This is a genomic window from Photorhabdus caribbeanensis, from assembly GCF_018448885.1.
Taxonomy (GTDB): Bacteria; Pseudomonadota; Gammaproteobacteria; order Enterobacterales; family Enterobacteriaceae; genus Photorhabdus; species Photorhabdus caribbeanensis.
Genome location: NZ_RCWB01000044.1, coordinates 1 through 13217 on the forward strand (window position 1 = coordinate 1; position 13217 = coordinate 13217).

Below are 13217 nucleotides of genomic sequence, written 5' to 3' on the forward strand. Positions count from 1 at the left end.
CTTGTTCAGGCAGGCAATACATCACTTTTTTACGGAAATATTACCGGAACTTGCCGGGAGTCTGTCACGCCGTATTAATGACAATTTTCAGATTCTGAATCCTGCATCTTCAAGTTAAGTGGGTATATACTCTATGGATTTCAACAAAATGCATCGCGACGGCAAGGGAGCGAATCCCCAGGAGCATAGAGAACTATATGACCGGGGTGAGTGCAGCCAACAAAGAGGCAACTTGAAGGATGACGGGTATATAGAATTAATGGGAGGAATCATGCCATAAAGGTCACTCTGATAAAGTCCTCTCTATGGCACAATCACAACAAAATACTACAAATCAAAATTATTTTTTATATTTCTCAACCAGAGCCAGCGCTATCGATTCAGTTTGCGCATCAGGATTACCGCTAATGTCATCTGGCCTAAAATGCATCTGAAATGCGCTGATTGTCTTACGGGTATCTTCATCAAGCACACCGGTTTGTGGAATAGTGTAGCCATATTTAGCCAATGTCTTCTGAATTAACTCAACAGAAGCACCATCATTCCATTTTCTACCCGCCATATACTTTTCAACCGTTGCATCGTCAGGCCATGCACCGATACCTTGTTCAGCTAAACTCTTCCAAGGAAAAAGTTTGCCTGGATCATACTTTCTCAAAGGGGCAATATCACTGTGACCAACGACATTAATAGGTTCAATGCCATAACGTTGAATAATATCTTTCGCCAAACGTGTTAATAGATCGATCTGCTGTTTATTAAACGGATACCACTCTTTCTCAAGTAGCATTTCCGTAAAGCCTTTATTAACAATTTCAATGCCAATCGAAGTGTCATTTAAGTCCTTCCGACCATTCCATCCACTGACGCCAGCATGCCATGCCCTCTTGTCTTCAGGAACCAGTTGCAGAATAACAGGCTTTCCTCTCGCATAATCCGGTAGCGATGGGATCAAATAATGAGCACTAACACCGCCTTGAGTGAGTATACGTAAAGAATCTTTATCATCAACAGCAGTATAGTGGAACACCAAAAACCTTACTCTGTCATTTTGCCCTTGTGAAGGAAAAGAGCTATCAACTTTATAAGTGCCCCGATCTTCCAGGCTGGAACACCCCGCCAATAGCATAAATAAGCCAACTAATATGATCTTCTTCATCATTTCCCTGTCCCACCTATTAATTGAAAGCAAGATAATAACACAAAGGAATCAAATGAATACAAAATAAAATTTATGTTTTACATGATTTTTTTATAAAACTACCAGTTTTGCTCTTGTCATAGAGCCACAAGCAAAGATGCCTTATTTCCATAAGTTAGATGGAAATAAGGCAAGAATAACAAATGAAACGTGAAAGGCTATCAGCCGCTATGCTGTTAAATAGTATTAACTATACTTTGCTCCAGCATTTCACTTGTGGCCAGCCGCTTGGTTCGATCGGGCAAGCTTTGCCGTTTCTTCCCAAATACCAGCTTCGACCTTTTTCTGAATTTCAGGATACTGGTTGATATCAAATGTCGGTAACTTGCCGACACGTCTCTGTTGGTTGTAATCTTTTGCGAGTTTAAATGCGACGCCAGAAAGCAACAAAATAGCGGTCAGATTGGTAATTGCCATCAATGCCATAGACAAATCAGCCATTTTCCAAACTAAAGGCAATTCAGCCAACGAACCAAACATCACCATACCCAACGCCGCCAGACGTAAGATAAATAAACCAGCAGTATGATTACGTTCAAGGAATACGATATTGCTTTCAGCATAAGCATAATTTGCAATGATTGATGTGAATGCGAAAAAGAAGATAGCCAGTGCAATAAATTCAGATCCCCAATCACCAACAGCAGAAGACAATGCCCGCTGAGTCAATTCTATTCCACTTATTCCTGAAATATTGCCATCAAGCACACCCGATGACAGGATGATAACGGCAGTAGCACTACAGATAACCAGAGTATCCATAAAGACACCTAGCATTTGCACATAACCCTGAGATGCTGGATGAGGAGGATACGGAGAAGCAGAAGCAGCAGCATTGGGCGCTGAACCCATCCCTGCTTCGTTTGAAAACAGCCCACGCTGAACACCTTGCGTCATCGCTTGTGCAACACCATAACCAACAGTGCCTGCAACAGCTTCCTGCAAACCGAATGCGCTTTTGAAAATTAATGCAAACACTTCCGGCATTCGTTCAAAGTTATGCCCGACGACCCAGAATGCCAGAATCAGATAAGCTATCGCCATGAAAGGAACAACTAACTCTGCAACCCGAGCAATAGAGCGCAAGCCTCCAAAAATAATGATCCCGCTAAGAGCCACCAAACCGAAGCCGACATACAAAGGATTGAAATCGAATGCGAAAGCAGCAGCCTGAACGATGGAATTTGCCTGAACAGCATTAAATACCAGACCAAAAGCAATAATGAGGAATATGGAAAACAGAACGCCCATCCAGCGTACGCCAAGCCCCTTTTCCATATAGTAGGCCGGACCGCCGCGGTAATTCCCCTTATCGTCTTTTGTCTTGTACAGCTGGGCAAGTGTACTCTCAATAAAAGAGGTTGCCATCCCAATCAGAGCAACCATCCACATCCAAAAAATGGCGCCAGGACCACCCGCCGTTAAGGCGATTGCCACGCCAGTAAGATTACCGGTCCCAACCCGTGCAGCTAAGCTGGTACACAGAGCCTGGAATGATGAAATACCTGCGCTGTCAGATTTTTTACTGTTTTTCAGTACTGAAAACATGTGCCCAAAATGGCGGATCTGTATAAAACCTGTACGTATAGTGAAATAAATACCAGCCCCAAGAAGAAGATAAATCAACACGTAGCCCCAAAGGATACTGTTAAAAAAGCTAATTAGTTCCGTCAAGATAGTCAAAATATTTTTCCCCTTAAATTAGTAAACCCAGTCTGACCATAAAATCGTATCCGGCAGAATTCATTGCGCTTAATATGCCTTTATAATTAACAAGTAACGCAATGCTGTATAAGAAACACAGAGATACAAGTCAGGAAAACGCTATGAATGTAACACAAGTTTGAAATTAATGTGTAATGTTTACTGACCTTTTTACATTATCCATCAGATTAAATGAATGTTTGGTGTACTGTTTTTGACTGATAGTGAGATAGATATGTCATGCAATCGACTATTGCCCGTCAGCCACTCCATACACTTTTGGCTATGCCTCCTACTTATGATTCACAACAAGCTACATATATGAAACCAACTACTATTATGAAGCCCACAACTATGGTCCTCACACAATAGCCCTTCACAAGTAAAAGAAGTTCTACTAATGGGCCGCTTGTTAATTAAATCAACAACCAATTAATATCAAGAAAAAAGATTTAAAAATAAGATATTGTGACCAATTTTGTGAGCAGATTATCAGCTTTAACAAAAAAATCGCTACTAATTTAGAAAAATTCGTCTAGTGACATCCATCACATAAAACATTAAAAATCAAAAAGATAAAAAACTCACTTATCAGATCACAATGAAATACCAGCACATACACTCAATGTAGGAAATATCATTCTAATAAATAGTATAACATACAAAAAACTAATAAGAATCTCAGACTATATCTGACATTTATCTGTCAGTTTCCTCAACCACAACAACAAATGATATTTTTTCCTTAGCTATTTGTGTTAAGTTATCATTGACATTAAAAAGTTTTTAACGAATGTTCCCCACTTCTTCATCTGATTATAACGAATACCTTTCTGCTTATTTTTCTATTCTCTGAATATCTTCAAATATATATCTAATCACTCCTATTACTCTATTTTCTATAAGATGGCTGCCCAATATTTCCGCAAAAAAATCAAAATGAAATGATCATAAAATCGGCATAGAAAAATCCTTTTTTATAAAATTTCACAGGGTACTCTGATTGCCTTTTGGCAGTAAATAACGTTTATTCGGCAAGTTCCCCAGTCGCGCCAAGACAAATTTGATTAACTGTCAGATAGACTGAACGTTGAATAAAGCTTGTAGAAAATTGACCGCATGAACAACAGAATTTAAGTAAAACCGGGTACGCTGCAAAATAAAATCATTACAATGGTATCACTAATTTAAATTTCCCTAAGACTGAGCACTGCGAACACAGGTATCTTGGGTAAATCACAAAAATGCAAGACTCAACTTTGGCAATTCACCGTGATAACCAGTAGAGATAGTTTGACCCGCCATTTTGTTACAACAACTCGTTCGTTGAATACCTATAAGCATCAAAATTCTCCCAAATAGACAGCTACATGATTAATCACCTCCTCATTAGGCTATAAAAACAGCAGACTTACCCCAACCATGCATAGCTAAAATCAACTTTTATTTTACATTTACCCAACATTGTGTTTTAATTTCCATAAATTATTATTTCATTTTGAAACTATTTTATAAAAAATGTGAAAAAACTTCTCTTATATGCAACATAAAACTGGATCTTTTATTATCTACTGCTAATATTTTCATTTGTTATCTTTTACAAAAAAAATATGTTTATGAAGTTAATATTGTACAAATATCTCACTTTTATTCTAAATGCATAATTTAAACAATATACGTTGAGGTTATGAATGATGTTAAGAAAAAAAAGGAAGAATCCCACTGATAACAATTTACCTATAAGAGTCTATCGTGGGAGATCTAAATATGAATACCACCCTCCATCAGGAGGTTCAATATCCATTTGTTGTTTAAGTTCACCATTGTCTGTCGTTTGGGAGGAATATGAAAAAATTCTTAATAAGGAAAAACAATAACTAAATAATAACACTTCAAACTATTATACAGTAAGTACTCTATTTACAGTTATAAAACCAGCGGGAGAACACACTCCCGTTAGCGTTTTTCGCCTAAATACACACGTAATAAAGATTTTTACATGCTATTAAATTAACTATCCAGTTTTAACTTCTTACACCTACTTATCACTCCTCCAACCAAGCTGATCATTCCGTTCTTTCTCAAGATAGGTATCTTAAGTCCTCGACTCTGGTTGGCATGAAAACTTTCATTGGGTCTGGAAAAAAAATGGTCAAATATTTGCCAGAAATTCGCAATTCTCTATCAAGTTAGATGATTGCGAATTGCACTTTAATCAGCACTAGCAGAACCCTAAAGCGTCCTTTCTCCTAAAGAATAAGATCAACAAACATTGCCGCACAGATTTCCAACTCTTTCTTCGAACCGGGCAAGCTCTTCTGTTAACGGGGCATCAAGCCTAAGCATATACGTCACCAGTTTAGGAATACCACCAGCGAATGGTCTTATGGCTACATCGCAATGCCGAGTCAAATTGAGCTGTGACTCTCCCGCCACGCCAATCCCATACCCAGCGGCCACCAGAGTTAACAAAAGGTCAAAACTGGCAACCTTTTCGGATATACATGGCGCTAACTTTGCATTTTGGAATATAGACAGCACCGGCTCCAAATATCCCTCATACGCCTCCTGACCACAGATGATCAGTGGATAACGTAAAAGTTCATCTAACGGCACCTCTTTATACGCTAAAAGCGGATGCCTGATAGGAATAGCCGCCACCAACGAATCATACCAAGCCGGCATGGCAATGATGCCATCGCCTACTGTCACAGATTGAGCAAATCCCACATCAAAAAGGTTGTCACGTAATCCATTCATGTGTTGAGCCAGGGGTATCTCGTGTAAGCGAATGCCCATCCCTGGCTCGTCCTCACGGCATTTTGCTAACAATTCGGCTAACTTGGGTGATGTAACACCATCGGATAACGCAATACGAAGCTGACTATGGAATCCAGCCGAAACGGCTTTCACACTATCACGAACCTGACCAAGTACGGAAAAGATGCGAGGAGCCTGCTCCAGTAAAATTTCCCCGGCACGTGTGAGCCGGATATTCCTTGTGGTACGCACGAATAACATCGTACCAAGATCGGCTTCCAAGTTTTTAATTATCCTTGATAGCGGTGATTGTTCTATATGCAGGCGCTCGGCAGCTCTAGCGAAATGTAATTCTTCTGCTACTGCCACAAAGCACCGTAAATGTCGTAATTTCATATATATGCAACCTCCATCTTTCGCTAAACAGACTTATTCTTTCTGAACGTGTCTTATTCGTTCTTTCAGATCATCTAAATACACATTCAGTTTTAGCTGGTATTGTCCCGTAGGTGAGATCAGGGCCCATATTATCAATTCCGAATTACATAAAATCTCCTTTAGTAAATATGCTACAACCGATCTCTGGGCAAGATTTACCTATCCTTAGTAAAAACTGTATCTGACAATTGTGAAACAGTTCTCTAGCTGGATACCGCCCCTAAAATTAATTAATTTACTTAATGAATAAGCCTCAAACTGTACGTCAATACATTTACAATAACAATAAATAAGACTCATTCTTTCTTTAACTACTCCCTGGAAAGATAGGTATTAAATATTCATATCAAGAAATTAAAAGAAACTGAAATAATGGACAACATATCTAACTTAATGAGCAATTTCACAGCGTAAATAAGTGGAACAGGAAAACACGAATCCTAATACCGGCTTACTTAATTAAGACTTAAAAGGTCTTAAAAATGACTGCAAAGGTCATGATACCCGCCACCATTTTATTTAGGATTCAGATAGAAAGGGGCTAAATACTGGTGGTCCGTTAAACAGAAATGCGCATTTTTCTAAACAGATCATAATGAACCATTTAGTTACAATAACGAGGTACCTACTGTGGAACCAAGAGATTTGGAAATTTCTACACACGGGTTTGCAGATGGAATATCCATGCAATTAGCAAAAAAACGCGCATTACATGGACCCAATGAGACTCTGACCAAAACAGAACTTAACCTTATCATAGATAAAGCTGCTATATCATTCGGAGAATTCCTGACCGCTCTTGGCGTAGACTGGCAAAATGATCCTAATTCGAAAGACACGCCGAGACGTGTTGCAAAAGCTTATGTACTTGACCTATGGAAAGGTCGATACAAACCAATGGGGCCTATCACTACATTTCCGGCAGATAACTACGATGGTATTGTATTCGACGGCTGGATCGCTCTCGACTCCATGTGCTCTCACCATCATCAAGCAATCAGGGGCTATGTTCACGTTGCCTATATGCCAAGTCAACATGGCCGTGTCCTTGGCCTGTCAAAACTAAATCGAATCGTCGAACATTTTGGCAGACGTGGGCTCATACAAGAACGATTAACAGCAACAATCCACAATGCCGTGAACCAAGTCTGTGAAAGGAATCAGGGCGTTGCCGTTTTAGTCGATGCGTCACACAACTGTGTAAGTTGCAGAGGCGTACGTCACCAGAAAAGCCGGATGAAAACACAAATGTTCTCAGGTGTATTCACCGATGCTAATTCACCTGCCAAGCAAGAGTTCTATGAATTGATTAGAGGTATCGCATGACAATTCAATATATTACGCGCAAAGGCTCTTTTGACTCCGCTCATCGAGTTATGAACGAGAGGGTGAAATGCTTCAATATCCACGGACACACTTATCTGTATGAACTCACTTTCTCATTTGAACAGATGCAACCCATTGGATACGCGATAGATTTCAAAGAGATAAAGCGTATCGGCGCAGCATGGATTGATGAATATTTGGATCACGCCTCGATTCTTAATCCCAAGGATGCAGATTTTATATCCGCTGTTCATGCTACGCGCAGTAAATTCAGACTCATGAGTCTAAATCGCAGTGGAGAGTACTGCAATCCAACCGTTGAGAATATTGCCAAAGAGATATTCCTCACTATGGAGGTTCTTTTTAATGAATGGGATAATCTCAAAATTCACCACGTCAGACTCTACGAAACCCCCAATTGTTTTACCGATTGCAATGCCGATTCAATTCATGAAGAGGAACGCAGCGCATTTCTCAGCCAACGCTTTGAAGAGCTGAAAGCTTATTCACAAGCAATGGGCCGGTTTGAATATGACTCAAGAAATATTATTACTTAAGATTCCACTTATAGGCGCTTATAAAGCAATAAACCACAGTGAATGGATGTAACGAGGAGTTACCAATATAGGCAACGATATCTTACGGCTTGTTCACCTAATTATTGTTAAGTATCGAAACTGTCAACAATAGAGACGTCCATTTATCAACGTCCCTCGATTTCTGGATGAACAGAAAGATACCGTAGCCAAAAAAGGGAAGAAAATAGCAAATGCAAGGATGAACTGACAGTAACTTGCAACCTTACTGCAAGTTACTGGATAACAGCCGCCGCTTTGAAAATATACTCTTTGAATAGCAACGCCAGCGCCGCAGCAACAATAAACCATTGAAGTCGATCAAATTTACCTTCAAGTTTATCAAAGCGTTTATCTATAGATTCAAAACGTTTATCCATAACTTCAAGGCGTTTATCTATTAATTCGAATCGCTTATCAACAGATTCAAAGCGTTTATCAATAGATTCGAAACGCTTATCAAGTGACGCAAAGTTAGCCTCAGTCTCACGGCGCAGATTATCCACGCTTTCCTGAGTTGCAAGATGTTGCATATTCTGCCCGCGATGCAAGAGAGCATTTAACACATCACTCGTACTAAACTCTATTTTTTTATCATCTGAGCCACTCATCTTTTACCTCCTCTCCCCATCAGACAGAACGAATATTAACCTTAGTATACACTCTGTCATATGTGACTTGCAAAACTCCACGCTTAATAAAGCAATAATATATACCTTAAGTCATTGAGATTTTCCAATTAAGGCCATAAAGCATAAAAAGGTAAAAATAACAGGTAATTACCTGAAAATAGAATGAAATTACAAAGCATGACGTAAAATAAGTACGTTTGTCGCCGCTATTTTTGAGAATTTTACAGCAAAAAAATCTGTAAATTCAGAAAACCCCACGGCAGCATTAGCTACCGTGAAGTTTTTGCAGAATGACGGATTACATATGCTGAATAATCGCGTCACCAAATTCGCTACATTTCAGCAATTTGGCGCCTTCCATCAGACGTTCGAAATCATAAGTCACGGTCTTCGCGGCAATCGCGCCTTCCATACCTTTAACGATCAGATCTGCCGCTTCTGTCCACCCCATGTGGCGCAACATCATTTCAGCGGAAAGGATCACAGAACCTGGATTCACCTTATCCTGACCGGCATATTTAGGTGCTGTACCATGAGTTGCTTCAAACAGAGCACATTCATCACCGATGTTTGCTCCCGGAGCGATACCGATACCACCCACCTGAGCCGCCAGCGCATCAGAAATGTAGTCACCATTTAGGTTCATACAGGCAATCACATCATATTCAGCAGGACGCAGCAGAATCTGTTGTAAAAACGCATCTGCGATGACATCTTTGACAATGATATCTTTACCGTTTTTCGGATTCTTAATTTTTACCCAAGGGCCGCCATCCAACAGTTCACCGCCGAACTCTTCACGAGCAAGCTGATAACCCCAGTCTTTGAAAGCACCTTCGGTGAACTTCATAATGTTGCCTTTGTGAACCAGAGTGACAGATTCACGGTCATTATCAATTGCATATTCGATGGCAGCGCGAACTAAGCGTTTAGTGCCCTCTTCAGAACAGGGTTTCACACCGATACCACATTGCTGTGGGAAACGGATTTTATTTACGCCCATCTCTTCTTGCAGGAATTTGATCACTTTATCCGCTTCGGCAGACCCCGCTTTCCATTCAATACCGGCGTAAATATCTTCCGCGTTTTCACGGAAAATAACCATGTCAGTCAATTCAGGTTGTTTAACCGGACTTGGCGTACCCTGGTAGTAACGAACAGGACGGAGACAAACATACAGATCTAATTGCTGACGCAATGCTACGTTCAGAGAACGAATGCCGCCACCAACCGGCGTCGTCAGAGGACCTTTAATGGCTACGCGATATTCACGGATCAGATCCAACGTTTCATCCGGCAACCAAACATCTTTACCGTATACATGAGTAGATTTTTCACCGGTGTAGATTTCCATCCAGGAAATTTTACGCTCACCTTGATAGGCTTTCTGAACCGCTGCATCGACTACTTTCAACATTGCAGGGGTAACATCGACACCAATCCCATCCCCTTCGATATAAGGGATGACCGGGTTATTCGGAACAACCAGTTTACCTTTAGCGTCGACTGTTATTTTTTTACCTTCCGCCGGAATAACTACTTTGCTTTCCATTAACCTCTCCTTTCAAGTAAGCGTAATACCTTGTTAATTTTTTGTAAGGGACGTGTCAATACTACTTGAATATTCTGCGAACGCCAATTGATAGCAGACTAATGTATAATACCCCTTCCATTTTATGCAGTGATCTATGATGACAAACTTCACCATTAAAAAACACAAACTTAACCGATTCAGCCAAAGAAAAATATCACATTCTGTCAAAAAACCAACCGCACCTCGTCGCGTGTTGATATTTAACAAACCTTATGATGTTTTACCCCAGTTCACTGATGAAATGGGCAGAACAACACTAAAAGACTTTATCCCATTCCCAAATGTGTATGCTGCCGGGCGTTTAGATCGTGACAGCGAAGGATTATTAATTCTGACCAATGACGGCAAACTTCAAGCACAGCTAACCCAACCGAATAAAAAAACAGCCAAAGTTTATTATGTGCAAGTTGAAGGCATTCCAGATGAAGCTTCTCTCGATAAGTTACGCAATGGCATCATATTAAAAGATGGCCCCACCCTACCCGCAGGCGCTGAGTTAGTTCATGAACCAACATGGCTTTGGCGTCGCCAGCCACCAATTCGTGAACGTAAAAATATTCCGGTAAGCTGGTTAAAAATAACACTTTATGAAGGCCGAAATCGTCAAGTGCGCAGAATGACAGCACATATCGGTTTCCCCACACTTCGGCTGATTCGTTTTAGTATGGGAAACTTGCAATTAGGTAAGATGAAATCTGGTGAATGGAAGGAGATCAATTTTGTTTAGTCCCCACGTCACAGTTGCCTGTGTTGTTCATGCCCAAAATAAATTCTTGGTCGTTGAAGAGACAATTAATGGCAAAGCATTATGGAATCAACCCGCTGGTCATCTTGAGGCTGATGAAACATTGTTACAAGCGGCGGAACGCGAATTGTGGGAAGAGGCCGGTATTCAGGCTAAACCACAAGCACTGCTGAAAGTTCATCAATGGGTTGCACCAGACGGCACCCCCTTTATTCGTTTTCTGTTTCTGGTTGAAATGGAACAACAAACCGTAGCCAATCCACAAGACTGTGATATTGACTGTTGCCACTGGGTTACAGCCGAACAAATATTCAATAGCCATTGTCTCCGTTCTCCTCTCGTCGCAGAAAGTATCCGCTGTTACCTGCAAAACGAAAAATATCCTCTCACCCTATTGGACAGTTATGTTTCTCCGTTTATTTAATAACAAAACAGTAATACGTTTGATGCGCCACTGTCTGCAACGTGTTAAAGTACGGCGCTTGTTTTTTTCTCCAGTGAGATTCCCATGTCAGATAACAGCCAGAAAAAAGTCATTGTCGGCATGTCCGGCGGTGTAGACTCCTCCGTTTCCGCCTATTTGCTACAACAGCAAGGTTATCAAGTGGCTGGCTTGTTCATGAAGAATTGGGAAGAGGACGATGATGAAGAGTACTGCTCAGCCGCGACTGATCTGGCTGATGCCCAATCCGTTTGCAATAAGTTAGGCATCGAACTTCATACCGTCAATTTTGCTGCCGAATATTGGGACAATGTTTTCGAGCATTTTCTTTCTGAATATCGCGCGGGCAGAACACCTAACCCAGATATTCTGTGTAACAAAGAAATTAAGTTTAAGGCATTTCTGGAGTTCGCTGCTGAGGATTTAGGCGCAGATTACATCGCAACAGGTCATTATGTCCGTCGCAAAGATATTAACGGTAAAAGCCAATTATTGCGTGGGCAGGATAACAATAAAGACCAAAGCTATTTCTTATACACTCTGAGCCACCAGCAAATTGCTCAAAGCCTCTTTCCTGTCGGTGAACTGGAAAAACCGGAGGTTCGTCGTATCGCCGAAAAAATCGGTCTGGTGACGGCAAAGAAAAAAGATTCCACCGGTATCTGTTTTATTGGCGAGCGCAAATTCCGTGATTTCCTTGGCCGTTATTTACCTGCCAAACCCGGCCCCATTATGTCTGTAGATGGAGAAACCCTCGGTGAACATCAAGGGCTGATGTACCATACGCTGGGCCAACGTAAAGGTTTAGGCATCGGTGGAACGAAAGAAGGCAGCGAAGAGCCGTGGTATGTCATAGATAAAGATGTTCAGAACAATATCCTGATCGTGGCGCAGGGGCATGAACACCCTCGTTTAATGTCTACCGGCCTTATCGCTCAGCAGCTTCATTGGGTTGACAGAGAGACATTAACTGAAAAAATCCATTGCGTCGTCAAAACACGTTACCGTCAGCAAGATATTCCTTGCACTGTCACCCCCATAAACGAAGATAAAATTGAAGTCCGTTTTGCTAACCCTGTCGCCGCAGTCACCCCCGGCCAATCAGCCGTCTTTTATCAGGGTGAAGTTTGTCTTGGCGGCGGCGTGATTGAACAACGTTTGCAGGAGTAATTGTGGCAAAGAATTATTACAATATCACACTGGCATTGGCGGGAATTTGCCAGTCAGGTCGTCTGGTACAGCAACTTGCTCATGAAAACCAGTGTGATACCGATGCTGTCGCCACTATGGTTAATAGCATCCTGAACACTAACCCGACATCTGTTTTAGATGTGTTCGGCAATCATGAGCGCAATCTGCGTACTGGGCTAAACGCATTGCTAGGGATGTTTAATAGCTCTAACAATGGTATTTCTGCCGATCTCACCCGCTATATCTTGAGTCTAATCGCACTGGAGCGCCGACTAAATAAAAATCAGGCAGCTTTCGATGCACTGGGTAATCGCATCAGTTTGTTAGAACGCCAGCAGGCACATTTTGAACCTATGTCAGAAGGGATGTTCAACGCGTTGGCCGGTATTTATGTCGATGTTATCAGCCCAATAGGTCCACGTATCCAAGTAACAGGTTCCCCGGATATTCTGCGCAATCCGCTTGTACAAGCGAAAGTCCGGGCTATTCTACTGGCTGGCGTCCGTTGTGCTGTCTTATGGCAACAAGTTGGCGGCGGTCGCTTGCAATTAATGTTTTCTCGTCAACGCCTGATCCAACAGGCGAAAGATATTCTTTCTCATTGTTAAA

Annotated in this window: 11 protein-coding genes and 1 pseudogene; 7 read left to right on the plus strand and 5 right to left on the minus strand. The window is 41.2% G+C overall.

The window, feature by feature from the left end; genetic code table 11:
- A pseudogene (locus EAE90_RS20465) lies at positions 1-118 on the plus strand (IS630 family transposase); the annotation flags it as partial.
- A 222-nt stretch (positions 119-340) separates the two neighbouring features.
- On the opposite strand, the gene EAE90_RS20470 reads toward EAE90_RS20465, so the two are convergent.
- The 3 genes from EAE90_RS20470 to EAE90_RS20480 all read right to left on the minus strand — a co-directional run bounded on the left by EAE90_RS20470 (position 341) and on the right by EAE90_RS20480 (position 6061).
- Positions 341-1159 carry an N-acetylmuramoyl-L-alanine amidase gene (locus EAE90_RS20470; protein ID WP_214055081.1) on the minus strand — a complete coding sequence of 273 codons (819 nt, stop codon included), beginning with the start codon at positions 1157-1159 and terminating at the stop codon, positions 341-343.
- A gap of 252 nt (positions 1160-1411) precedes the next feature.
- Positions 1412-2875 (minus strand): alanine/glycine:cation symporter family protein, encoded by a 1464-nt coding sequence (locus EAE90_RS20475; RefSeq protein WP_214055082.1) that lies wholly within the window; start codon positions 2873-2875, stop codon positions 1412-1414.
- A gap of 2292 nt (positions 2876-5167) precedes the next feature.
- Positions 5168-6061, minus strand: coding sequence for a LysR family transcriptional regulator (locus tag EAE90_RS20480; RefSeq protein WP_214055057.1), 894 nt, complete (start codon positions 6059-6061; stop codon positions 5168-5170).
- Positions 6062-6787: 726 nt separating this feature from the next.
- Between EAE90_RS20480 and folE the strand changes: the two genes are divergently transcribed.
- Both folE and EAE90_RS20490 read left to right on the plus strand, forming a co-directional pair.
- Positions 6788-7429, plus strand: a complete 642-nt coding sequence (gene folE, locus EAE90_RS20485; protein ID WP_246551001.1) for a GTP cyclohydrolase I — start codon at positions 6788-6790, stop codon at positions 7427-7429.
- Positions 7426-7986 carry a 6-carboxytetrahydropterin synthase gene (locus tag EAE90_RS20490; RefSeq protein WP_214055059.1) on the plus strand — a complete coding sequence of 187 codons (561 nt, stop codon included), beginning with the start codon at positions 7426-7428 and terminating at the stop codon, positions 7984-7986. Before folE ends, EAE90_RS20490 begins: the two co-directional genes overlap by 4 nt.
- Positions 7987-8240: 254 nt before the next feature.
- Here the strand turns inward: EAE90_RS20490 and EAE90_RS20495 are convergent, their stop codons facing one another.
- Together EAE90_RS20495 and icd are read right to left on the minus strand one after the other, a co-directional pair.
- The gene (locus EAE90_RS20495) at positions 8241-8615 is read right to left on the minus strand and encodes a hypothetical protein (protein WP_214055060.1); all 375 of its coding nucleotides are present in this window, start codon (positions 8613-8615) and stop codon (positions 8241-8243) included.
- Between the two features lie 319 nt (positions 8616-8934).
- Positions 8935-10188, minus strand: a complete 1254-nt coding sequence (gene icd / locus EAE90_RS20500; protein ID WP_214055061.1) for an NADP-dependent isocitrate dehydrogenase — start codon at positions 10186-10188, stop codon at positions 8935-8937.
- Positions 10189-10327: 139 nt separating this feature from the next.
- Here icd and rluE point away from each other — a divergent pair, with 139 nt between their 5' ends.
- The 4 genes from rluE to hflD all read left to right on the plus strand — a co-directional run bounded on the left by rluE (position 10328) and on the right by hflD (position 13216).
- Entirely contained in the window at positions 10328-10957 is a 630-nt protein-coding gene (rluE, locus tag EAE90_RS20505; RefSeq protein WP_214055083.1) for a 23S rRNA pseudouridine(2457) synthase RluE, read from the plus strand.
- On the plus strand, positions 10950-11399 hold the full coding sequence (locus EAE90_RS20510; protein ID WP_214055062.1) for an NUDIX domain-containing protein: 450 nt from the start codon (positions 10950-10952) through the stop codon (positions 11397-11399). The genes rluE and EAE90_RS20510 overlap by 8 nt, the downstream gene beginning before the upstream one ends.
- 84 nt (positions 11400-11483) lie before the next feature.
- Positions 11484-12587, plus strand: coding sequence for a tRNA 2-thiouridine(34) synthase MnmA (gene mnmA / locus EAE90_RS20515; RefSeq protein WP_214055063.1), 1104 nt, complete (start codon positions 11484-11486; stop codon positions 12585-12587).
- Positions 12588-12589: 2 nt separating this feature from the next.
- The gene (gene hflD, locus EAE90_RS20520) at positions 12590-13216 is read left to right on the plus strand and encodes a high frequency lysogenization protein HflD (protein ID WP_214055064.1); all 627 of its coding nucleotides are present in this window, start codon (positions 12590-12592) and stop codon (positions 13214-13216) included.
- The last annotated feature ends 1 nt before the right edge of the window (position 13217 follow it).

Bases quoted from the DNA above. Each gene is read 5' to 3' on its own strand.
- EAE90_RS20470 (WP_214055081.1), bottom strand. From the start codon at position 1,159: ATGAAGAAGATCATATTAGTTGGCTTATTTATGCTATTGGCGGGGTGT.
- EAE90_RS20480 (WP_214055057.1), bottom strand. From the start codon at position 6,061: ATGAAATTACGACATTTACGGTGCTTTGTGGCAGTAGCAGAAGAATTA.
- folE (WP_246551001.1), top strand. From the start codon at position 6,788: ATGCAATTAGCAAAAAAACGCGCATTACATGGACCCAATGAGACTCTG.
- EAE90_RS20490 (WP_214055059.1), top strand. From the start codon at position 7,426: ATGACAATTCAATATATTACGCGCAAAGGCTCTTTTGACTCCGCTCAT.
- EAE90_RS20495 (WP_214055060.1), bottom strand. From the start codon at position 8,615: ATGAGTGGCTCAGATGATAAAAAAATAGAGTTTAGTACGAGTGATGTG.
- icd (WP_214055061.1), bottom strand. From the start codon at position 10,188: ATGGAAAGCAAAGTAGTTATTCCGGCGGAAGGTAAAAAAATAACAGTC.
- rluE (WP_214055083.1), top strand. From the start codon at position 10,328: ATGACAAACTTCACCATTAAAAAACACAAACTTAACCGATTCAGCCAA.
- mnmA (WP_214055063.1), top strand. From the start codon at position 11,484: ATGTCAGATAACAGCCAGAAAAAAGTCATTGTCGGCATGTCCGGCGGT.